Source organism: Streptomyces sp. NPDC059003 (assembly GCF_042740445.1).
In the GTDB taxonomy this organism is placed as follows: domain Bacteria; phylum Actinomycetota; class Actinomycetes; order Streptomycetales; family Streptomycetaceae; genus Streptomyces.
Genome location: NZ_JBHYJH010000011.1, coordinates 70,628 through 92,017, shown reverse-complemented (window position 1 = coordinate 92,017; position 21,390 = coordinate 70,628). Strand labels below are relative to the sequence as shown.

The window sequence follows — 21,390 nt, the reverse complement described above, 5'->3', positions numbered from 1 at the left end:
AACTTTCGCCGGTGCGGCAAGGTTCTAGCCCGTCCGGCGTTTGAGGACGAGCGCGAAGCGCGGATAAAAGGGGTCCTAGGGGCGGAGCCCCTAGTTCGGGAAGGGGCGGGTCAGGGGCGCCCCCGCGAGGGACGGCCGCCGCAAGCCGCGCTCCACGGAGGTTTGACCGCCCGGCTCGGGGTGACCCGGACCAGGAGGTGGCCATGACGCACACGTCACGTACGACGAACAAGACCACCGGCAAGACCGGTGACCAGGCGGGACCGGTCGAGGTACTGCAGAACGCGCGCGCCCAGCTCGCGGAGCTCACCGGCCTCGCCGCCGAGTCGGTGTCGTCCTTCGAACGCACCGACGACGGCTGGGACCTCGAGGTCGAGGTCCTCGAACTGGCCCGCGTGCCGGACACGATGAGCCTGCTCGCGACCTACGCCGTGAGCCTGGACCCGCAGGGCGGGCTCACCGCCTACCGACGCGTGCGCCGCTACGAACGCGGCCGTGCCGACCCGCCGCCCCGGTCGGGCGCCGGCTGAAGGCGGCCGAGCGGCCAGGAGCGCGGCCACCCGACACACGAACACCGCATCACTTAAGCCCTGAATCACCGAATCACCCAAGCCCCGAATCACCCAAACCCTGAATCACCCAAACCCCCGACACCGAAAGCAAGGAGGACCGGTCGGCATGACCGTCGTCCCAGCACAGCACAGCGGCGGCGCGGGCGGCACCAGCGGCCTGTACGACGTCATCGAACTCATCCTCGACCGCGGGCTCGTCATCGACGCCTTCGTGCGCGTCTCGCTCGTCGGCATCGAGATCCTCAAGGTCGACGTGCGCGTCGTCGTCGCGAGCGTCGACACCTATCTGCGCTTCGCCGAGGCCTGCAACCGCCTCGACCTGGAGGCGGGCCCGCACAAGAGCCCCGGCCTGCCCGACATGGTCGGCGAGCTCACCGAGTCCGGCGCGCGCGGCAAGACCAAGGGCGCCCTCTCCGGCGCCGCCCAGACCGTGTCGGACGCGTTCCGGCAGGCCCGTGACGAGAACCGCGGCGACGAGGAGCAGGCCGAGCAGTCCCGGCCGCGCGCCCGCCGCACCAGCGCGCGCAGCAGGAAGGAGGAGCAGGAATGACCACGTACATCTACGGCATCGCCGACGCCGCACACCCGGCGCTGCCCGACGGCATGGGCGGCATCGGCGAGCCCGCGCGGCCGGTGCGGGTCCTGCGGCACGGCGGGCTCGCGGCGGTCGTCAGCGACAGCCCCGACGACCTGCGCCCCAAGCGGCGCGACCTGCTCGCCCACCAGAGCGTCCTCGACGAGGCGGGCGCGGGCGGCCCCGTGCTTCCCCTGCGCTTCGGCAGCCTCGCCCAGGACGACGAGGCCGTCCTCGCGGTCATGGAGGAGCTCGCCGACCACTACCGGGAGCGGCTGCGCGCCCTGGAGGGCAGGGCCGAGTACAACGTGAAGGCCTCCCACGACGAACAGGCGGTGCTGCACAAGGTGCTCTCCGAGAACCCCGAGCTGCGCACCATGGCCGAGGCCAACCGCCAGGCGGGCGGGGGCAGTTACGAGCAGAAGCTGCGGCTCGGCGAGCAGCTGACCGAGGCGGTGCGCGGCTGCGAGGCGGGCGACGCCGTCGAGGTGCGGCGCGCGCTCGAACCGTGCGCGGAGGCCGTCAGCGAGGGGCCCGACAGCACGGGCTGGCTCGCCAACGTCTCGTTCCTGGTACGCCGCGACCGCGCCGACGCCTTCGTCGCCGCCGTCGAGGAACTGCGCGCCAAGCAGCCGCACTTGGAGCTGCGCGTCCATGGGCCCCTGCCCCCGTACAGCTTCGTCGCCGCGGGCCCCGCACAGCCCGCCGACGACGAGGCGCCCGTGCGGTGAGGCCCGCCCATGGGTCTCGTCGGTGAACTGCTGGCGCTTCCGGCGGCCCCTGCCCGCGGTGCCCTGTGGGTGCTGAGGCAGGTGGTCGCCGAGGCGGAGCGGCAGTACTACGACCCGTCGGTCATCCATCGTGAACTCGCCCTGCTCACCGAACGGTTGGAGGCGGGTGAGATCGACGGGGCCGAGTTCGACCGCCGCGAGGACGAGCTGCTCGCCCGGCTCGGCCACGGCGGCGGACCGCATCAGGACAGGACGGCCACAGACAGGACGGCCACAGAATGAATCGCATGGCAGTGGGCTTCGCCATCGGCGCGGGCTACCTTCTCGGACGCACCAAGAAGGCCAAGCTGGCCTTCGCCGTCGGCGCGCTGGTGGCGGGCAAGAGGCTCCAGCTCAGCCCGGCGGGCCTGGCCCACGCGGTGGCGCGGCAGTTGGAGGACAACCCGCAGTTCAAGGAGATCGGCAACCAGCTGAGGGAGGACCTGCGGGGCGTCGGCAAGGCGGCCACCGGCACGCTGATCGACCGGCGCGTCGAATCCCTCGCCGACCGCCTGCACGAGCGCACGCTGGACGTGCGGGACCGCATCGAGGGCGTGACCCGCGACGACGGGCCCTTCGACGAGCCCGACGAGCCCGACGAGCCCGACGAGCGCGACGAGCCCGACGAGCCCCTTGATGAGGCCGATAAGGCCGATGAACCCGAGCCCGGGCCCGAGCCGAGGTCCGCCGCCAAGAAGCGGAGCCCGCGAAGCACCGGCCCGCGCAAGACGCAGAAGACGGCCCAGACGGCCCAGAAGACAGCCGGGAAGGCGGCCCAGAAGACGGCACGGAAGACGGCACGGAAGACGGCACGGAAGGACACCCGGCAGACGGCTCAGAAGACGGCCCGGAAGACGGCGGCCACGGCCAAACCGCGGACCGCCCGCGCCCGCACCGCGTCCAAGCGGACCACGGGCGCGAAGGGAGGCGGCGGCGATGCCTGACGCACACGGCGCGGGCGGCCCGTTGAGCGCCGTCGTCCACGGCCCGGCCGCGGACCGCCTCAAGCTGGAGGCGCGGGCCTACCTCGCGGCACAGGCGGAGCGCGCCCTGATCGGCGTGGGCCGCAGGCTCGGCGAGACCGCGGGCAGGCTCACCGACGTCGCCGAGGGCCGCAGCCCCGGGTTCCACCGGCTCGCGCTCGACGGGGGCCGCAAGCTCGCCGCGGGCAAGGGCCCGCTGCGCAGTGCCGTGGAGCTCGCGGGCGGCCGCCTCATGGCCGCCGCCAAGAACAAGGTGAGGGGCCCGAGTCGGCCCGTCGTCATCCTCGAACACGTCGACGTCGGCGTGCCGGTGCGCGAGGCCTACGCGCAGTGGACGCGGTGCGAGGACTTCGCCACGTTCCCCAAAGGCGGCGGGAGCGACGCCGACACCGTGCCGGACGAGTGCGTCGCGTGGACGTCGGAGGGCGCCAAGGGCAGCACGGACGGCGTGGTCACCTTCCATCCGCTCGGCGAGCGCCTCACCCGCGTACTCCTGACCATCGAGTACTACCCGAAGGGCCTGTCCGAGAGAGCCGGGAACCTCTGGGGCGCACAGCGCCGCAGGGCGCGCCTCGACCTCAAGCACTTCGCCGCCCGGAGCCGTCGATGACCACCGCGAGCCGACTGCCCGAGCCGTACTCCCCGCAGGGCGGCACGAACCTCGCCGACGTCCTCGAACGCGTCCTGGACAAGGGCGTCGTCATCGCCGGGGACATCCGGATCAACCTGCTCGACATCGAGCTGCTCACGGTCAAGCTCCGGCTCGTCGTCGCGTCCGTCGAGCGCGCGAAGGAAATGGGCATCGACTGGTGGGAGGACGACCCGGCCCTGTCGAGCGGCGCCCGACGGCGCGAACTGGCAAGAGAGAACGCCGAGTTGAGAGAGCGCCTTGAGCGGCTCGAACAGCTGGAGCCGGCGCGCGCCGACGGCTCCGCAAGCTCCAAGGGCTCCGACAGCTCCGACGGTGGAGGTACGCGCGACCGTGACCGATGAACTCCGCTACGTCTACGCGGTGTGCCACCCGCTGGCGGTGCCCCTGCGCCCCGATCTCACCGGGGTCGCGGGGGCCCCGCCGCGGCAGCTCGCCCACGACGGCCTGGTGGCCGTCGTCAGCCCGGTCCCCGAGCGGGACTTCGCGCACGAGGCGCTCCGCGCCCACCTGGAGGACCTCGACTGGCTGGCCGCGACGGCCCGCGCCCACCAGAGCGTCGTCGCCGCGCTCGCCGCCGTCACCTGCCCGCTGCCGCTGCGGCTCGCGACGGTCTTCCGCGACGACAGCGGCGTACGCGCCATGCTGGCGGACGAGTCCGCGCGGCTGCGCCGGATCCTGGACCGGATCGACGGGCACGTGGAGTGGGGCGTGAAGGTGTGGCTCGGCGACGACGGTGCCCGACGCAACGGCGCCCGTGACAGCGGCGCCACCGAGTCCGGGCGTGCTTACCTGCGCCGCAGGCAGGCCCAGGCCTCGGCGCGGGAGGAGTCGGCCGAGCGCGCCGAGGAGTTCGCGCGCCGCCTGCACGGCGATCTCGCCGCGTACGTCACCGACTCCCGTATCCACCCGGTGCAGAGCCCCGCGCTCACGGACCCTGCGTGGGGCCGGAACATCCTCAACGGCGCCTACCTGGTGCGGCGCACCCGGGCCGAGGAGTTCCTCGAACTGCTCGCCCGCTCCCGGAGCACGGAGTGCGCCCAGGAGGGCCTGCGCGTCGAGGTGACCGGGCCGTGGGCGGCGTACTCCTTCACGGACGACACGGGTGCGGACGACACGGGTGCGGATGACATGGGCAGGCGCGACACGGACGGTCCGTCGTGACCCTGGTGCGGCGCGAGGTCGCCCTCGTGGACCTCCTCGACCGGCTGCTCGCCGGCGGGGTCGTCATCGCCGGTGACATCACCCTGCGGATCGCGGACGTGGATCTCGTACGCATCGACCTGAAGGCCCTGATCAGCACGGTCAGCGCGCAGGTGCCGTCGCCGTGGCCGGAGTACCAGGAGCCGGAGTACCAGGAGCCGGAGTGCCGGGAAAGGAACGGGAGTTGAGGCCGCGATGGATCTCGATCCGGACACCGTGGAGCGCGACCTCGTCGCGCTCGTCCTGACCGTCGTCGAGCTGCTGCGCCAGCTCATGGAGCGCCAGGCGCTGCGCCGCTTCGACACGGGCGAGCTGACCGAGGAGCAGGAGGAGCGGATCGGTCTGACGCTGATGCTCCTGGAGGACCGCATGGCGCAGCTGCGCGAGCGCTACGGACTGCGGCCCGAGGACCTGAATCTGGACCTCGGGCCGCTGGGGACGTTGCTTCCCAGGGAGTGACGCCGCTACCACCGGTACCAGCGGGGCCGCGATCCGCCGACGGTCGGGCCCGCGCCCCGCAGCACGAAGCCGAGGAGCCAGACGATCAGGACGGCGATGGCGAGCCACCACAGCACCTTCACCGCGAAGCCGAAACCGGCGAGCAGCAGGACGAGAAGCAGGACCAGAAGAACGGGAACCATAGTGTGTACCTCCTGCCGTCCGAGTGTCCCCAACTCGCCTTTTTACGCGGGGTAGTTGACGACGTTCAGTAGGCCTTCGGGAGGTCAGGCGCGGCAGATGACCTCCCCGTGGAGCACCGCGAACCACCCGTCCTCCGCGCGCCCCCACTCCCGCCACGCCTCGGCGATGCCCCGCAGCCGCGCCGCGTCGGCGTGCCCGCCCTCCGTCGCGAGCCCCGCGTACCCGGACGCCACCGTGCGGTCCGCCCACAGGCCGCTCCACCAGGCGCGCTCATCGGGCGTGCTGTAGCACCAGGTGCTCGCGGACGCGGTGACATCCGTGAAGCCGGCCTCCAGGGCCCAGGACTTGAGCCGCCGCCCGGCGTCCGGCTCGCCGCCGTTGGCGCGCGCCACCCGCCGGTACAGGGCGAGCCAGTCGTCCATGCCGGGCGAGCCCGGATGCCAGGTCATCGCCGCGTAGTCGCTGTCGCGCGCGGCCACGACGCCGCCCGGCGCGCAGACGCGGCGCAGCTCCCGCAGGGCGCCCACCGGGTCGCCCACGTGCTGGAGCACCTGGTGGGCGTGGACGACGTCGAACGCGCCGTCCGGGAGGTCGAGGGCGTACACGTCGGCGACGGCGAACTCCACGTTGGCCAGGCCCCGTTCGGCGGCCGTGGCGCGGGCCTGCTCCAGGACGCCGGGCGCACGGTCGACGCCGGTGACGTGCCCGTCGGGCACCAGGGCCGCCAGGTCGGCGGTGATGGTGCCGGGCCCGCAGCCGACGTCGAGGACCTTCATGTCAGGCTGGAGCGAACCGATGAGGTACGCCGCCGAGTTGGCGGCCGTGCGCCAGGAGTGGGACCGCAGGACGGACTCGTGGTGGCCGTGCGTGTAGACGGCGGTGTCGGCCGGAGTCTGCTGGGACTGTGACATGTCTGGACTGTACGCCGCCCGACCGGATAATGAGACCCAGGTATCAAGATATGGACAGCGGTCCCGCTCGCCCCGCTTACGAGACGCGCGGCAGCCGGTACACCGTCAGCGCCTCCGGCAGCTTCTCGACCAGCAACTCTCCCTCGACCGAGGCGAGTTCGCCGTCGTACGCGACCACGGTGCCCGGAGCGAGCCCGTCCACGCGCAGCCTGCGCGGCTGGACCGCGGTCTGGACGGGGGAGCGCTGCACCGGAGCGGTCAGGGCCGCGGCGAGCAGCCGGGCGCCGGGCCTGCGCCCGCCGTGCACGATGCGCACGTCGAGCAGCCCGTCGGCGAGGTCGAACCGCCGCGCGGGCGCGAGCCCCAGGCGGTGGTACACGCAGTTCCCGGCGAACAGCAGCCACAGCGGGCGCTCGACGCCGCCGAACTCGGCCCGCAGCGGCTGCTGGTCGGAGCGCAGTACGTGCGCGGCGGCGAGCACGCCGGCGGACCAGCCGCCGATCCGGTGCGACCACCGGTCGCGCTCGAGCACCAGCTCCGGGTAGACGCCGAGGCTGAACGTGTTGAGGAAGTAGCCGTCGCCGTGGCGCGACGCGAACCGCCCCACGTCCACCGCGAGCGCGTCACCGGCCTCTACCGCGCGCGCCGTCTCGCGGACGTCCTCCGCGCCCAGGTCGAACGCGAAGTGGTTGAGGGTGCCGCCGGGCACGACGACGAGCGGGAGCCCGTGCCGCAGTGCGGCCGCGGCCGCCGCGTTCACGGTGCCGTCCCCGCCGCAGACGGCCAGGGCGCGGGCGCGTGCCGCCGCCTTGTCGAGCTCGGCGGGCAGGTCGGAAGGCTCGCAGTGCACCGCCTCCGCGAGCGGCAGCGCGTCGAGCAGCGCACGGGCCCGGTCCGGGTTCCTCGCGCCGTCGTTCACGACCACCACGAGGCCGCGCCCGCCGGGCAGGGCGGGGGCCTCGGCGCGCGGCCGCCCCGGCGGCGGCAGCTGGGACCGGGTCGGCACCAGACCGCGTACGGCGAACGCGGCACCGGCGCCCAGGGCGGCACCCGCGAGGACGTCACTGGGGAAGTGCACCCCCGTATAGACGCGTGACAGCGCCACGGCGCCCGCGAGCGGCGCGACCGCGGCGCCCAGGCCGCGCGACTCCAGGGCGACGCCGGTGACGAACGCGGCGGCGGACGCCGAGTGGCCGGAGGGGAACGACGTGGTGATCGGCTGCCGCTTCAGGCGCCGCATCAGCGGCACGCCGTCGAGGACCGGCCGCGCGCGCCGCACCGACCGCTTGCCGAACGTGTTGATGGTCGCGGACGCCAGGGCGAGCGACGCGGTGCCGCGCGCGGCGGCGCGCCGGGCCCGCGGATGCCGGGTCGTGGCGAGCGCGGCCGCGGTCGCGAACCACAGCACGCCGTGGTTCGCGGCCCGGCTGAGCCGCGGCAGGAACTGGTCCGCGCCGGGCCAGTGCCGCGAGGCGACGGTGTCGAAGACCCGGCAGTCGAGCGCGACCAGACGGGCCCGGGGTCCGCGGGCAGGAGGCAGGGGAAGATCGGCGTCAGGGCTCATGGAACCCGGGTACCCGCCGAAGCCCCGCCGCAACGGCCCGCTGATCCAGCTGCCCCCGAGCGGCCCCGCGATCCGTCCGCCCGTCCCGCGCGATCCGTCCGCCCGGCCCGTAATCCGTTTGCCCAGCTCGCAGGGTGCCCCGGACAATCCCCGTATGGGACATCTGGAAGCCGCGCACATCGAGTACTACCTGCCCGACGGCCGAGCCCTGCTCGGAGATGTCTCCTTCCGGGTGGGCGAGGGCACCGCCGCCGCCCTGGTCGGGCCGAACGGCGCGGGCAAGACCACGCTGCTCAGGCTGATCGCGGGCGAGCTGCAACCCCACGGCGGCACCGTCACGGTGAGCGGCGGCCTCGGGGTGATGCCCCAGTTCGTCGGCTCGGTCCGCGACGAGAGCACCGTCCGTGACCTCCTCGTCTCGGTGGCCCACCCGCGCATCCGCGAGGCCGCGAAGGCCGTCGACCGCGCCGAGCACGCCATCCTGACCGTCGACGACGAGGCGGCCCAGCTCCAGTACGCGCAGGCCCTGTCCGACTGGGCGGAGGCCCGCGGGTACGAGGCGGAGACGCTGTGGGACATCTGCACCACGGCCGCGCTCGGCGTCCCGTACGACAAGGCCCAGTGGCGCGAGGTCCGCACGCTCTCCGGCGGCGAGCAGAAGCGCCTGGTCCTGGAGGCCCTGCTGCGCGGCACCGACGAGGTGCTGCTCCTGGACGAGCCGGACAACTACCTGGACGTCCCCGGCAAGCGCTGGCTCGAGGAGCGCCTCAAGGAGACCCGCAAGACGGTCCTGTTCGTCAGCCACGACCGCGAGCTGCTCGCCCGCGCGGCCGACCGGATCGTGAGCGTGGAGCCGAGCCCCGGCGGCTCGGAGGTGTGGGTGCACGGCGCGGGCTTCGCCACGTACCACGAGGCGCGCCAGGAGCGCTTCGCCCGCTTCGAGGAGCTGCGCCGCCGCTGGGACGAGAAGCACGCGCAGCTGAAGAAGCTCGTCCTGGACATGCAGCAGTACGCCGCGCGCAGCGACGAGATGGCCTCGCGCTACCAGGCGGCCAAGACCCGGCTTCGCAAGTTCGAGGAGGCGGGCCCGCCGCCGGAGCCGCCGCGCAAGCAGGACATCACGATGCGCCTGCACGGCGGCCGCACCGGCCTGCGGGCCATCACCTGCGCGAACCTCGAGCTGACCGGCCTGATGAAACCCTTCGACCTGGAGGTGTTCTACGGCGAGCGCGTCGCCGTCCTCGGCTCCAACGGCTCGGGCAAGTCGCACTTCCTGCGCCTGCTCGCGGGTGACTCCGACCACCCGGTGGCCCACACGGGAGAGTGGAAGCTCGGCGCGCGCGTCGTGCCGGGCCACTTCGCGCAGACCCACGCCCACCCCGAGCTGTTCGGCCGCACCCTCCTCGACATCCTGTGGCGCGAGCACGCCAAGGACAGGGGTGCGGCGATGTCCCGGCTGCGGCGCTACGAGCTGACGGGGCAGGCCGAGCAGCGCTTCGAGAAGCTCTCCGGCGGCCAGCAGGCCCGCTTCCAGATCCTGCTCCTCGAACTGGCGGGCGCGACGGCCCTGCTGCTCGACGAGCCCACCGACAACCTCGACCTGGAGTCCGCGGAGGCCCTCCAGGAGGGCCTTGAGGCGTACGAGGGCACGGTGCTCGCGGTCACTCACGACCGCTGGTTCGCCCGCTCCTTCGACCGCTTCCTCGTCTTCGGCGCGGACGGCCGCGTCCGGGAGACCCCGGAGCCCGTCTGGGACGAGCGGCGGGTGGCGCGGGCGCGGTAGCGTGGTGGGTCGCGCGGTGAAATCCCGCCGTACGCTGCGCGGTTGCGGGAGACGGCGGAGGGGGGAAGGTGGCCATGGGGACGTCCTTCAGGACGGACGACGTGGACGAGGCCCGGCAGCTGATCGAGGCCGCGTACTACAGCAACTTCATGGACGTGCTCGACGGGCCGCGCCCCTTCCGGGCCCACTTCGACATCGGTGAGCTCGGCGCGCTCACCGTCGGCGACCTCAACTGCGGCGCCGACGTGCGGATGCGCTTCGGCGAGCTCGGCGCCTACCACGTCAACGTGCTCCTGAGCGGCCACATGGCGTGGCGGCAGGGGCCCATGCCCGGCACGTCCGCCACGCGGGGGACGGCCGCCGTCTTCCAGCCCCTGGGCGACACGGTCCTCGACCGCTGGTCCGGCGACTGCCGGCTGTTCGCCGTCAAGCTGGACCGCGCGGCCCTGGAGGACAGCCTGGAGCGGCTGCTCGGCAGGCCCGTGCGCGGACCGGTCTCCTTCGCCCCGGTGTTCGACACGACGCGCGGCCCGGGACGCGGCTGGGAGCGGCTCGTGCGCACGGTCGCGGAGGACCTGCGCGAGGACTCCGGGACCCTGGCCCAGCCGCTCGTCGCCGCCCCGCTCCAGGAGGCGCTGCTGCACGGCCTGCTCCTGTCCGCGGACCACCGCTACCGCGACCAGCTCGCCGACCCCGCGCGCATGCTGCGCCCCGCCCCGGTCAAGCGCGTGATGGACGCCGTCCAGGAGCGGCCCGAGCACCCCTTCACCACCGCCACGCTCGCCGCCGAGGCCCGCGTCGGCGTGCGCTGGCTCCAGGAGGCCTTCCGCCGTTACGTGGGCATGTCGCCGATGGCGTACGTGCGTGACGTACGGCTGCAGCGCGTGCGCGCGGAGCTCGCGGCGGCCGGGACCGGCGAGCGGTGCGTCAGCGAGGTCGCCCACCGCTGGGGCTTCGCCCACCTCGGCCGGTTCGCCGAGCAGTACCGGGCGCGGTTCGGCGAGCTGCCGTCCCAGACGCTGCGCGGCTGACCCCGACGGTGCCCCATGACATCCGAAGACGCTCGGGACACGGTGACGGTTGTGCGCCCCTCGTGCGTTATCCGGACACGGTGCGTTATCCGGACAGCGACTGCGTCCAGCGGATCGAAACCGCCTGGTAACCGGCCTAAAGTTGCGCTGTCGCCGGGTGGACCGGTCGTCGTCGCGGGGGACCTGGCCTTCTTCCGCGCCGCCGTGCCGTGGACGGATCCCCGGCGGCTCCGGCCCGGCACTCCCTGCGCCGGGCCGGCTCGGACCGGCGGGCCCGGTCGTTCCCCCTCGACACGCGTTCCCCCCGTGTCCACCGGGCCCGCTCTCGTCCGGACCCGCTCCTCCTGCGTCGCGCGCGCGATCCCGGTAAGACTCGAAGGGGCGCGGCACACGCGCCGAAGCCGCAGGATCAGGAGGCGCGATGAGTACGACGGCGGACGGTGAACGGCTCCTCGAACAGCACGGCCGGGCCCTGGACGCGTTCACCGCACGGGTGCACGCCGTCCGGGGCGACCAGTGGGACGCCCCCACCCCCTGCACGGACTGGTCGGTGCGCGACCTCGTCAACCACCTCGCAGGCGAGCAGCTGTGGGTGCCGCCGCTCGTGCGCGACGGCGCCACCGTCGAAGCCGTCGGCGACACCTTCGACGGGGATCTGCTCGGCTCCGATCCGGCCGCGTCCTGGGCCACCGCGGCCGCCGCGTCCCGCGCCGCGTTCCGCGAGCCGGGCGCCCTGGACCGCACCGTGCACCTCTCCTACGGCGACACACCCGCGCGCGCCTACTGCGCCCAGATGGTCACCGACCTCGTCGTGCACACCTGGGACCTGGCGCGGGCGATCGGCGCCGACGAGCGGCTCCCGGACGACCTGGTCGACCTCGCCCGGCGCGAAGTCGCCCCGTACGCGGCCGACTTGGTGAAGAGCGGCCTCTTCGCCCCGGCCGTGCCGCCCCCGCCGGGAGCGGACGACCAGACGAAACTCCTGTCCCTGCTGGGCCGCAGGCCCTGACGTCCGATCGGCTCGGCGTGCCCGGGCTCGGCGCGGTCGGGCTCAGCCGCGTGCCGTCGGCCGGCCCCAGTGCCGGTGCGCCGCGATCGCCTCGGTGAAGGCCCGCAGGAACGGCTCCCCGGCAGGCCCCGGCGCGGTGTCCGTCACCACGCCGTGGTCGGCGACCGCGCGCCCCGGAGCGGAGGCGAGCCGCAGGCCCTCGGCCGCCAGCGCGGCGAGCACGCCGACGCCCGACCCGAGCGCCCCGACCGGCTTGCCGTGCCGATAGGCGTCGCGCACGAACCGCACCGCGTCCGGGTCGTCCACCACCGCCGGGGCGCCGTCGGCGCCGCCCGGCACGAGCACCGCGTCGTACAGGACCGACGCCACCGTGGGCAGCGCCCGGTCCACGGCGTGCCGCGCGCCGTCCGCACCCGGGACCGTGCCGTCCCGCGGGGCGAGCGCCTCGACGACCGCGCCCTCGGCGGCGAGCGCGTCCCGCACCGAGGTCACCTGCTCCGCGTCCACGCCGTCGGCCACGAGCACCGCGATCTGCCGGGTGCGCAGGGAGCCGTCGCCGCGCTGTGCGGCAAGGCTGAGTGCGGGCGACGCGACGGTCTTGCGGGCCCCGGCCGCGCCGCCGTCCGGCGCCGGAACGCCGACGCCCTCGGCCACCGCGACCGCCAACGCGTGGTCCACACGGTCCAGTTCGGCGACCGTGCGGGCGCGCACCGCGAGCGCCCCGACCTTGCCGAGCTCGAACCGGAACGCCGCCACGATGTGCTGCCGCTCCCAGTCCGCCATGCTGTGCCAGAACAGCGCGGCCTGGCTGTAGTGGTCCTGGAAGCTCGGGCTGCGCTGCCGGATCTTCGTGCCGTCGACGCGCTCGGCGTCATGGGTGTAGGCGTGGGCGTCGGCCCCGCCGAGTGCTGGACAGCCCGCGCCGAGCGAGTTCGGCGTGTAGCTGGTGCCGCTGTGCAGGGCGCTCTGGTGGGAGCCGTCGCGCTGGTTGGTGCGCACCGGCGCCACCGGCCGGTTGACCGGCAGCTGGGCGAAGTTGGGGCCGCCGAGGCGGCTCAGCTGCGTGTCCAGGTACGAGAAGTTGCGGGCCTGCAGCAGCGGGTCGTTGGTGAAGTCGATGCCGGGCACGACGTTCGCCGTGTGGAAGGCGACCTGCTCGGTCTCGGCGAAGAAGTTCTCCGGGTTGCGGTCGAGGACCATCCGGCCGATCGGCCGCACCGGCACCTGCTCCTCCGGGATGAGCTTCGTGGCGTCGAGCAGATCGAAGTCGAAGGCGAACTCGTCCTCCTCCGGGACGAGTTGGACGCCCAGCTCGTACTCGGGGAACTCGCCCGCCGCGATCGCCCGCCACAGGTCGCGCCGGTGGAAGTCCGGGTCGCGGCCCTGGCACTCCTGCGCCTCGTCCCACACCAGCGCGTGCGTGCCGAGCCTCGGCTTCCAGTGGAACTTCACGAACGTGCCGCGCCCGTCGGCGGTCACGAACCGGAACGTGTGCACGCCGAAGCCCTGCATCATCCGGTAGCTGCGCGGCAGCGCGCGGTCCGACATCAGCCACATGATCGCGTGCAGCGTCTCGGGCTGCAGCGACACGAAGTCCCACAGCGTGTCGTGCGCGGACGCGCCCGTCGGGATGTCGTGGTGCGGCTCCGGCTTCAGCGCGTGCACGAAGTCGGGGAACTTGATGCCGTCCTGGATGAAGAACACCGGGAAGTTGTTCCCGACGAGGTCGTAATTCCCCTCCGACGTATAGAACTTGGTCGCGAACCCGCGCACGTCACGCACCGTGTCCGCCGAGCCCTTGGGCCCCTGGACGGTCGAGAACCGCACGAAGACCGGCGTGCGCACCGACGGGTCCTGGAGGAAGGCGGCACGGGTGAACTCGGCGCACGACTCGTACGGTTCGAAGAAGCCGTACGCCCCCGCGCCGCGTGCGTGGACCACGCGCTCCGGGATCCGCTCGTGGTCGAAGCGGGTCAGCTTCTCACGGAAGTGGAAGTCCTCCAGGAGGGTGGGTCCGCGGGCGCCCGCGGCCAGGGAGTCGTCGGTGTGGTCGACCTCGACGCCCTGGTCGGTGGTGAGCGGGCCGCTCGCCGGGTCGGCCGCGCGGTAGTGGTCGCGCTGGCGCTGCTTGCCGTCCGGCGGTCCCGGACGCTCCGCCCGGTCGTCGGTCATGCCCGGGCCTCTTTCAGGAATGCGCTCAGCAATGCGCCCAGGAATGCGCTCAGGAACGCGCTACGCATACGTCAACTCCCTCTCTCTGTAGATCCCTTGCGGCGACTCCCTGACTCGGCCGGTACGGCGGCGCGCACAGGAGGACGGCCGCGCGGGCGGGGGACCGGCTGCCGCGCCCGCGCGGCCGTCCGTGCGGTGCTCCATCGGGCCGCCCCGCCCCCGCTCAGATCGCGGTCGGGCCCGGACGGCGGTCCGGCCCCGCGCGGCTGATGTCGGCGAGCGCGGACGTCGGGTCCTGCTCGATCGCCAGGTCGCCCATGCTCACCATGCCGACGGCCTGCCCGTTCTCGACGACGGGCAGCCTGCGCACGGCGTGGTCGCGCATGAGGCCCACGGCCGCCGCCACCTCGTCGTCGGGCCCCACCACCACCGGGTTCGGGGTGCACACGGCCTGCGCGCTGACCGTCAGGGGGTCGGCGCCGTCGGCCACGGCGCGGGTGGTGATGTCCCGGTCGGTGAGCATCCCGATGACCCGTCCCTCGCCGGCCACGACGACATCGCCGATGCCCTGGGCGCGCATCAGCTGCGCGGCCTCGACCAGCGAGGCGTCGGGGCTGACCGCGACGACTCCTGTGGTCATGACTTCCCTCACGTACTCCGCCATGTCTGCGCCCCTTCCGGCGTCTTTCGATGTGGCCTTCACGGTGTCGTTCACGGTGTCGTTCACGAGGTCTCGTGTCCGTGTGACCTCGCCCGCAGTACCCCCTGCTCAGCCCTCTATGCACACCGGGCGCCAACTGAGCGGGTTCCGGCGCACGCCGGAGGTTTGCCGGGGGTGGCGGGGGAGACCCGGGGCGCGACCCTTCATCAGAAGGGAGGAGCGGTCATGGCGGTTCTCACCGTGTTCATCCCTGTCGTGCTCCTGGGCGTGGTCCTCGCGCTCGGCCGGTACGAGGAACTGCTGCTGCCACCCGCGAAGCCCGCGGACGAGGTGGACGGCGTGATGGACGGAGCGCACCGCGCCCAGTGAAGGACGCGGCCGGGCGGTGCCCGGCCCACACATCGGGCACCGCCCACGCCCCGTCCTGTGGTGCGTCGGCACCAGGACAGGCGCACCGCTGGTCCGGTCGCACCAGGGCAGGTGCATGACTGGTCCGGTCGCACCAGAGCAGGACGGCGGCCGGGGACGATGCCCGGCCGGGGCGCCGCAGGCGAGTGTGGAAGGCGCGTGCATCCACGCGTTCCCCTTGCCTAGCGGTGTCTGGAGTGAGCAACAGGTGGCGACATTTCTCTACCGGATCGGACGGTGGGCCTTCCGACGGCGCCGGCGCGTGGCCGGCCTGTGGCTGGGCGCCCTGGTCCTGGCCCTCGCTGCCGCCGCCGTGGCGCCCGGCGGGGAGGACGAGGGCCTCTCCATGCCCGGCACCGAGTCGCAGCGGGCGTTCGACCTCCTCGACGAGCGCTTCCCGCAGAGCAACTCCCAGGGCGCGGAGGCCCGTCTGGTGTTCCGGGCCCCGGACGGTCGGCGGGTGACAGCCGGGGCGTACAAGGCGGCCGTCGAGGACGCGCTTCGCTCGCTGGACGGGGGCGGCCAGCTCGCGTCGGCCACCGACCCCTACGAGACCGGCGCGGTCAGCGAGGACGGCACCATCGCCTACGCCACGCTCACCTACACCGCGGACGCCGACGACCTGACCGGGCCGACGAAGAGCGCCCTGGAGGACGCCGCGCGCGAGGCCGGGGACGAGGGACTCACCGTGGAGATCGGCGGCTCGGCCCTGGAAGCGGAGGAGTCACCGGGCGGCACGACGGAGATCGTCGGCGTGGCGGTGGCGGCGGTGGTCCTCGTCGTCACCCTCGGGTCGCTGGTCGCGGCCGGACTTTCGCTGCTCACCGCCTTCGTGGGCGTGGCCATCGCCTTCGGCCTGGTCTCCGCCCTCGCCGTGCCCCTCGGCCTGACGTCCACCGTCGCCATCCTGGCGCTGATGCTGGGCCTCGCGGTCGGCATCGACTACGCGCTCTTCATCACCTCCCGCTTCCGCGACGAGCGCGCCCGGGGCCGCGAGCCGGAGGAGGCCGCGGGGCGGGCGGTGGGCACGGCCGGATCCGCCGTCGTCTTCGCGGGCGCGACCGTCTTCATCGCCCTGGTCGGCCTCGGCGTCGTCGGCATCCCCGAACTCACCAAGATGGGCCTGGGCGGCGCGGGCGCCGTGGCCCTCGCCGTACTCGTCGCACTGACCCTGGTCCCCGCGCTGTTCGGCTTCTTCGGCCACCGGGTGCTGTCCCGCCGCGTCCGCAAGGCCACCCGGCCGGGAAGCGAGCACCCGGTGCCCGCCCGACCCGGGCTCGCCACCCGCTGGGCGCGATACGTACTGCGCCGCCCGGTCGCCGTACTGATGGTCGCCGGACTCGGCCTCGGCACCGTCGCCCTGCCCACCCTGAGCCTTGAACTCGGGCTGCCCGGCGACGAGTCCAAGTCGGTGGAGACCACCCAGCGCCGCGCCTACGACCTGCTGTCGGAGGGCTTCGGCCCCGGCTTCAACGGCCCGCTGACCGTGGTCGTGGACACGGCGGAGGCCGACGGCACAGCTCAGGCCGCGGAAACGCGGGCCACCGCGGACCTGGTCGTCAAGGCCGTACGAGGAGTGGGCGGCGTCGCGTCGATCGGTGACCCGGTGCTCAGCAAGACCAAGGACACGGCCGTCCTCACCGCCGTACCGAAGACCGCGCCCAGCAGCGGGGAGACCAAGGACCTGGTGCACGCCATCCGGAGCGCGGTCTCCGGCGTCGAGGCCGACACGGGCGCCACCGTCCTGGTGACCGGCAGGACCGCGATGAACATCGACATCTCCGAAGCCATGGCCGACGCCCTCGTCCCCTATCTGACCGTGGTCATCGGCCTCGCGGTGCTCCTGCTGCTCGTGGTCTTCCGCTCGGTCCTGGTCCCGGTCAAGGCCGCGCTCGGCTTCCTGCTGTCGGTGGGTGCCGCCTTCGGCGTCCTCGTCGCCGTCTTCCAGTGGGGCTGGGCGGCGGACCTGATCGGCATCGAGCGGACCGGCCCCGTCATGTCGCTGATGCCGATCCTCGTCATCGGCATCGTCTTCGGCCTCGCCATGGACTACGAGGTCTTCCTCCTCACGCGGATGCGGGAGGCGTACGTCCACGGCGCGTCTCCCGGCGAGGCGATCGTGAACGGGTTCCGGCACAGCGGACGCGTGGTGGCCGCGGCGGCGATCATCATGATCAGCGTGTTCGCCGGATTCATCGGAATGAGCAACCCGACCATCCAGACGATGGGCGTCGGCCTGGCCGCCGCCGTCGCCTTCGACGCCTTCGTGGTCCGCATGGCGATCGTCCCCGCGGTCCTGGCCCTGCTCGGCCACCGGGCCTGGTGGCTGCCTCGTATCCTGAACCGTGTGCTGCCGAACGTGGACATCGAGGGCGAGAAGCTGAGCAGGCGTGTCCCGGCCGCCGCGACCGTGCCCGACGCGGCGGTGCCGCGGCTCCCCGCCGACCGGTACTGAGCCGGCCGTGACGCACCCAGAGGGCGGTGCCCCGCGACCACGCGGCACGTGGGGGCGGGAGGCGGCGACCACTGCGACGGCGTTCGCGCTCTGTCTGCTCGGCGGCGTGCTGAAGGACGACAGCAGCACACTGGCACCGCCGTCCGCGGCCGCCTACGTCATCGCCGTGGCGTCCTGTGCCGTGCTGCCGCTGCGGCACCGGGCGCCCCTGACCGCCATGGCGGTCACGACCGCAAGCGGCGTGCTCGTGCTGCCCCTGGGCCTTCTGCTGAGCCCGCTCATCGTGGCCCCCGCCGTGATCACCGCCTACTCCTACGCGCTCACCGCGCGCACCGAACGGCGGGCGGCGAGCGTGGTGTTGCTCGTCTCCGCGGCGCTCCTCGTGGCCGCCACCCCCTTGTTCGGTGACCTCTCGTGGAAGGACGCGAGCAGGGTGGGGGCGGTGGCGGCGTTCCCGCTGGTGGCCGGCGTACTCGGGCACTCGGTGCGGAACCGGCGGGCCTATCTGGCGGCCGTGGAGGAGCGGGCCCTGCGGGCCGAGCAGAGCCGGGACAGCGAGGCGCGCCGGAGAGTGGCCGAGGAACGGGTGCGCATCGCCCGGGAGCTGCACGACCTCGTGGCCCATCAGATCACCCTGGCCAACGCGCAGGCCACGGTCGCCGCCCACCTCTTCGACACCCGCCCCGAGCAGACCCGCACGAGCCTGCGGGAGCTCGTCGAGACCACCGGCCACGCGCTCGACGAACTGCGGGCCACGGTCGGCCTGTTGCGCCAGTCGGGGGACGCGGCCGCGCCCGCCGAACCGGCGCCGGGGATCGCTCAGCTCCCCACGCTCCTGGAGTCCTTCCGCCGCGCGGGCCTGGAGGTGTCGGTGCACCAGGAGGGCACGGCCAGGCCGCTGCCGCCGGGCGTGGACCTCACCGCCTACCGCATCGTCCAGGAGGCCCTGACCAACGTGACCAAGCATGCAGGAACCCGTAGCGCCCGGGTGCGCCTCGCCTGGAACTGCGACCGCGTGAGCATCACCGTCGCCGACGACGGAGGGGGCGTCCGGCCGGGGGCGTCCGCGGGGCCGGGTGCGTCCAGGGGGCCGGGTGCGTCCGCGGCGGTGGACCGTCCGCCCGGTTACGGCCTGATCGGCATGCGCGAACGTGCCGCCGCCGTCGGAGGACACCTCTCCGCGGGAAGGCGCCCGGAGGGCGGCTTCCTCGTCTCCACCCAACTGCCCCTGCCGCCCGCCAAGGACACGCCCGCCAAGGACACGACGTGGCAGACCGCCAAGGACACGACGCAGAAGACCGACGGAGAGGCCGGGGCCGCGCCGTGACGATCCGCGTACTGCTCGCCGACGACCAGGCCCTGCTGCGCGGTGCCTTCCGGCTGCTCCTCGACTCCGCCGACGACATCACCGTGGTCGGCGAGGCCGCCGATGGCAGGGAGGCGGCGCGGCTCACCAGGGAACTGCGCCCCGATGTGGTCATCATGGACATCCGCATGCCCGACGTGGACGGCCTCACCGCCACGTCGGAGATCTGCGCGGACCCGGACCTGCGGGCCAGCCGCATCCTGATCCTCACCACGTACGAGACCGACGAGTACGTCGCCCAGGCGCTGCGCGCGGGCGCAGGCGGCTTCATCGGCAAGGGCATCGGGGCCGAGGCCCTGCTGGACGCCGTGCGGACGATCGCCGACGGCGACACGCTGCTCTCGCCCGCCGCGACCCGCTCCTTGGTCGCCCGCTTCCTGGCCACACCGGACGAGCCCCTGCCGCACCAGCCCGAACGGCTCGCCGTGCTCACCCCGCGCGAGCGCGAGATGGTGGCCCTCGTCGCGACCGGCCTGTCCAACCAGGAGATCGCCGAGCGGATGTTCCTCAGCCCCTTCACCGTCCGCGCCCACGTGCAGCGCGCCATGACGAAGCTGGACGCCCGCGACCGGGCGCAACTCGTCGTCATCGCCTACCGGACGGGCCTGGCCCACGCCGCCCCCGACAGCGGCACCGACCGCCTGCCGTAGCCCTCAGTCGCCCTTCCCGCCCCCCGGCAGGAACTCCTGCACCTTCGCCTTGAACCCCCGCCTCACCACCGAGCCGCGGTCGGGGTCGCCCTTGAGGAGCGCCGTCGCGGTCGACTCCAGCTGGTCCCAGGTGGCGTGCGGCGGGATCGGCGGCACCGCCGGATCCGTACGGAACTCCACGACCGCAGGGCCCCGCGCGTCGAGGCCCGCGCGCCAGCCCGCCTCGACGTCCTCCGGCTTCTCCACGCGCACGCCCGTCAGGCCGATGGAGCGCGCGAAGTCCGCGTACGGCACGTCCGGGATCGCCTGCGAGGGCAGGAACGAGGGCGCGCCCTCCATCGCCCGCATCTCCCAGGTCACCTGGTTCAGGTCCTGGTTGTTCCACACGCCGACCACCAGGCGCGGATCGTCCCAGCGGTGCCGGTACTTGGCCGCCGTGATCAGCTCCGCCAGGCCGTTCATCTGCATCGCGCCGTCCCCGACGAGCGCCACCACGGGCCGGTTCGGATGCGCGAACTTCGCGCCGATCGCGTACGGGACGCCGCAGCCCATCGTCGCGAGCGTGCCGGAGAGCGAGGCCCGCATGTCGCCGCGCAGGGTGAGGTGGCGCGCGTACCAGTTGGCCGTCGAGCCCGAGTCGGAGGTGATGATCGCGTCGGGAGGGAGGAGCGGGTCGAGGGCGCGCGCCACGTGCTCCGGGTTGACCGGGTCCGCGCTCAGGCCGGCGCGGCGCTCCATCACCGCGTGCCACCGCCGGACGCCCGCGCACACCTCGTCGTACCACTGCCGCCCGGTCTGTCGGCGCTCCGCGGAGATCAGCGGGATCAGCTGCCGCAGCGTCTCGCGCGCGTCGCCGACGAGGTTCACCTCGTACGGATAGCGCATGCCGACCATGTGCGGGTCCAGGTCGATCTGTACGGCGCGGGCCTTGCCGTACTCCGGCAGGAACTGCGAGTACGGGAAGCTGGAGCCGACCGTCAGGAGCGTGTCGCAGTCGCGCATCAGCTCGTAGGACGGGCGGGTGCCGAGCAGGCCGATCGCGCCGGTGACGTAGGGGAGTTCGTCGCTCAGGACGTCCTTGCCGAGCAGCGCCTTGGCGACGCCCGCGCCGAGCAGGCCCGCGATCTCCTCGACCTCGGCGCGGGCGCCCGCCGCGCCCTGCCCGACGAGGAGCGCCGCCCTGGCGCCGGAGTTGAGGACCTCGGCGGCGCGGTCGAGGGCGGACGGCGAGGGCAGCGCGGTCCAGGCGCTGCGGTCCAGGCTGGAGGGCACCATCTTGAAGGCGTGCGAGGGCGGGCTGTAGTCGAGCTCCTGTACGTCGCCGGGGACGATCACGGCGGTGGGGCAGCGGCGGGCGTACGCGGTGCGGATGGCGCGGTCCAGGACGTTCGGCAGCTGCTCGGGCACCGTCACCGTCTCCACGAAGTCGGAGGCGACGTCCTTGAACAGCGTGTGCAGGTCGACCTCCTGCTGGTACGAGCCGCCCATCGCGCTGCGGTCGGTCTGGCCGACGATCGCGAGCACCGGTACGTGGTCGAGCTTGGCGTCGTACAGGCCGTTCAGGAGGTGGATGGCGCCGGGCCCCGACGTCGCGGCGCACACCCCGAGCCGCCTGCCGAACTTGGCGTAGCCGACCGCCTCGAACGCGGACATCTCCTCGTGCCGTGACTGGATGAAGCGGGGCTGGTCGTCGGCGCGGCCCCAGGCCGCGAGCAGGCCGTTGACGCCGTCGCCGGGATACCCGAAGACGCACTCGACGCCCCAGGCCCGCAGCCTCTCCAGCATGTGATCGGCGACCTTGGTGCTCATGTCGGTTTCCTTCCGCAGGGCAGGCGCTGGATCCGTCCCGACCGGGTTTCCGGGGTGCCCGGGGGAAAACCTGCGCTGGTGCCGGGGTGTTTGGCGGGCGGCTCGACGGGCAGGCGGAAAGGCAGTGCTTCGGACCGGAGGCACGTCCGTGGGAGCGGTATCGCTCATGCGGATGTGC

General features: G+C 73.5%; 22 protein-coding genes and 1 pseudogene. 17 read left to right on the top strand and 6 right to left on the bottom strand.

The window, feature by feature from the left end:
• Positions 1–203: 203 nt before the first annotated feature.
• The 10 genes and pseudogenes from ACFWZ5_RS07865 to ACFWZ5_RS07820 all read left to right on the top strand — a co-directional run bounded on the left by ACFWZ5_RS07865 (position 204) and on the right by ACFWZ5_RS07820 (position 5,210).
• The gene (locus ACFWZ5_RS07865) at positions 204–530 is read left to right on the top strand and encodes a gas vesicle protein (RefSeq protein ID WP_384890529.1); all 327 of its coding nucleotides are present in this window, start codon (positions 204–206) and stop codon (positions 528–530) included.
• Positions 531–678: 148 nt separating this feature from the next.
• A complete protein-coding gene (locus ACFWZ5_RS07860) occupies positions 679–1,122 on the top strand; it encodes a gas vesicle structural protein GvpA (RefSeq protein ID WP_384802233.1) in 444 nt (147 codons plus the stop codon).
• Positions 1,119–1,877 carry a GvpL/GvpF family gas vesicle protein gene (locus ACFWZ5_RS07855; protein ID WP_384802230.1) on the top strand — a complete coding sequence of 253 codons (759 nt, stop codon included), beginning with the start codon at positions 1,119–1,121 and terminating at the stop codon, positions 1,875–1,877. The genes ACFWZ5_RS07860 and ACFWZ5_RS07855 overlap by 4 nt, the downstream gene beginning before the upstream one ends.
• A gap of 9 nt (positions 1,878–1,886) precedes the next feature.
• Positions 1,887–2,159, top strand: coding sequence for a gas vesicle protein GvpG (locus ACFWZ5_RS07850; protein WP_384802227.1), 273 nt, complete (start codon positions 1,887–1,889; stop codon positions 2,157–2,159).
• A gap of 5 nt (positions 2,160–2,164) precedes the next feature.
• Positions 2,165–2,860, top strand: a complete 696-nt coding sequence (locus ACFWZ5_RS07845) for a DNA primase (RefSeq protein ID WP_384802224.1) — start codon at positions 2,165–2,167, stop codon at positions 2,858–2,860.
• Positions 2,853–3,491: pseudogene (locus ACFWZ5_RS07840) on the top strand (cyclase); the annotation flags it as partial. The gene ACFWZ5_RS07845 and the pseudogene ACFWZ5_RS07840, both read left to right, overlap by 8 nt.
• Positions 3,492–3,505: 14 nt before the next feature.
• A complete protein-coding gene (locus tag ACFWZ5_RS07835; protein ID WP_384802221.1) occupies positions 3,506–3,892 on the top strand; it encodes a gas vesicle protein in 387 nt (128 codons plus the stop codon).
• Positions 3,882–4,712, top strand: a complete 831-nt coding sequence (locus tag ACFWZ5_RS07830; protein ID WP_384802218.1) for a GvpL/GvpF family gas vesicle protein — start codon at positions 3,882–3,884, stop codon at positions 4,710–4,712. The genes ACFWZ5_RS07835 and ACFWZ5_RS07830 overlap by 11 nt, the downstream gene beginning before the upstream one ends.
• Entirely contained in the window at positions 4,709–4,939 is a 231-nt protein-coding gene (locus ACFWZ5_RS07825; RefSeq protein ID WP_384802215.1) for a gas vesicle protein, read from the top strand. Before ACFWZ5_RS07830 ends, ACFWZ5_RS07825 begins: the two co-directional genes overlap by 4 nt.
• Before the next feature lie 7 nt (positions 4,940–4,946).
• Positions 4,947–5,210 carry a gas vesicle protein K gene (locus ACFWZ5_RS07820; protein ID WP_384802212.1) on the top strand — a complete coding sequence of 88 codons (264 nt, stop codon included), beginning with the start codon at positions 4,947–4,949 and terminating at the stop codon, positions 5,208–5,210.
• A 5-nt stretch (positions 5,211–5,215) separates the two neighbouring features.
• Here ACFWZ5_RS07820 and ACFWZ5_RS07815 read toward each other — a convergent pair whose 3' ends face one another.
• From ACFWZ5_RS07815 to ACFWZ5_RS07805, 3 genes are all read right to left on the bottom strand, one after another.
• Positions 5,216–5,392: a hydrophobic protein gene (locus ACFWZ5_RS07815; protein ID WP_384802209.1), complete on the bottom strand. Its 177-nt coding sequence runs from the start codon at positions 5,390–5,392 to the stop codon at positions 5,216–5,218.
• Positions 5,393–5,476: 84 nt separating this feature from the next.
• Entirely contained in the window at positions 5,477–6,304 is an 828-nt protein-coding gene (locus ACFWZ5_RS07810) for a methyltransferase domain-containing protein (protein ID WP_384802206.1), read from the bottom strand.
• A gap of 76 nt (positions 6,305–6,380) precedes the next feature.
• A complete protein-coding gene (locus tag ACFWZ5_RS07805) occupies positions 6,381–7,868 on the bottom strand; it encodes a bifunctional phosphatase PAP2/diacylglycerol kinase family protein (protein ID WP_384802203.1) in 1,488 nt (495 codons plus the stop codon).
• 154 nt (positions 7,869–8,022) lie between these two features.
• On the opposite strand from ACFWZ5_RS07805, the gene ACFWZ5_RS07800 reads away from it, so the two are divergent.
• From ACFWZ5_RS07800 to ACFWZ5_RS07790, 3 genes are all read left to right on the top strand, one after another.
• Positions 8,023–9,651 carry an ABC-F family ATP-binding cassette domain-containing protein gene (locus ACFWZ5_RS07800; RefSeq protein ID WP_384802201.1) on the top strand — a complete coding sequence of 543 codons (1,629 nt, stop codon included), beginning with the start codon at positions 8,023–8,025 and terminating at the stop codon, positions 9,649–9,651.
• 74 nt (positions 9,652–9,725) lie between these two features.
• On the top strand, positions 9,726–10,682 hold the full coding sequence (locus ACFWZ5_RS07795; protein ID WP_384802198.1) for an AraC family transcriptional regulator: 957 nt from the start codon (positions 9,726–9,728) through the stop codon (positions 10,680–10,682).
• A gap of 421 nt (positions 10,683–11,103) precedes the next feature.
• Positions 11,104–11,691, top strand: a complete 588-nt coding sequence (locus ACFWZ5_RS07790; RefSeq protein ID WP_384802195.1) for a TIGR03086 family metal-binding protein — start codon at positions 11,104–11,106, stop codon at positions 11,689–11,691.
• A gap of 42 nt (positions 11,692–11,733) precedes the next feature.
• Here ACFWZ5_RS07790 and ACFWZ5_RS07785 read toward each other — a convergent pair whose 3' ends face one another.
• Positions 11,734–13,863 carry a catalase gene (locus tag ACFWZ5_RS07785; protein ID WP_384802192.1) on the bottom strand — a complete coding sequence of 710 codons (2,130 nt, stop codon included), beginning with the start codon at positions 13,861–13,863 and terminating at the stop codon, positions 11,734–11,736.
• A 223-nt stretch (positions 13,864–14,086) separates the two neighbouring features.
• Positions 14,087–14,527, bottom strand: coding sequence for a CBS domain-containing protein (locus ACFWZ5_RS07780; protein ID WP_384800983.1), 441 nt, complete (start codon positions 14,525–14,527; stop codon positions 14,087–14,089).
• 222 nt (positions 14,528–14,749) lie between these two features.
• Between ACFWZ5_RS07780 and ACFWZ5_RS07775 the strand changes: the two genes are divergently transcribed.
• The 4 genes from ACFWZ5_RS07775 to ACFWZ5_RS07760 all read left to right on the top strand — a co-directional run bounded on the left by ACFWZ5_RS07775 (position 14,750) and on the right by ACFWZ5_RS07760 (position 19,403).
• Positions 14,750–14,893: a hypothetical protein gene (locus tag ACFWZ5_RS07775; RefSeq protein WP_384800986.1), complete on the top strand. Its 144-nt coding sequence runs from the start codon at positions 14,750–14,752 to the stop codon at positions 14,891–14,893.
• Between the two features lie 247 nt (positions 14,894–15,140).
• Positions 15,141–17,387, top strand: a complete 2,247-nt coding sequence (locus ACFWZ5_RS07770; RefSeq protein WP_384800989.1) for an MMPL family transporter — start codon at positions 15,141–15,143, stop codon at positions 17,385–17,387.
• A gap of 7 nt (positions 17,388–17,394) precedes the next feature.
• On the top strand, positions 17,395–18,714 hold the full coding sequence (locus tag ACFWZ5_RS07765; protein WP_384800992.1) for a sensor histidine kinase: 1,320 nt from the start codon (positions 17,395–17,397) through the stop codon (positions 18,712–18,714).
• Positions 18,711–19,403: a response regulator gene (locus ACFWZ5_RS07760; protein WP_384800995.1), complete on the top strand. Its 693-nt coding sequence runs from the start codon at positions 18,711–18,713 to the stop codon at positions 19,401–19,403. Before ACFWZ5_RS07765 ends, ACFWZ5_RS07760 begins: the two co-directional genes overlap by 4 nt.
• A gap of 3 nt (positions 19,404–19,406) precedes the next feature.
• On the opposite strand, the gene ACFWZ5_RS07755 is transcribed toward ACFWZ5_RS07760, so the two are convergent.
• Positions 19,407–21,212 carry a thiamine pyrophosphate-requiring protein gene (locus tag ACFWZ5_RS07755; RefSeq protein WP_384800998.1) on the bottom strand — a complete coding sequence of 602 codons (1,806 nt, stop codon included), beginning with the start codon at positions 21,210–21,212 and terminating at the stop codon, positions 19,407–19,409.
• Positions 21,213–21,390: the final 178 nt, after the last annotated feature.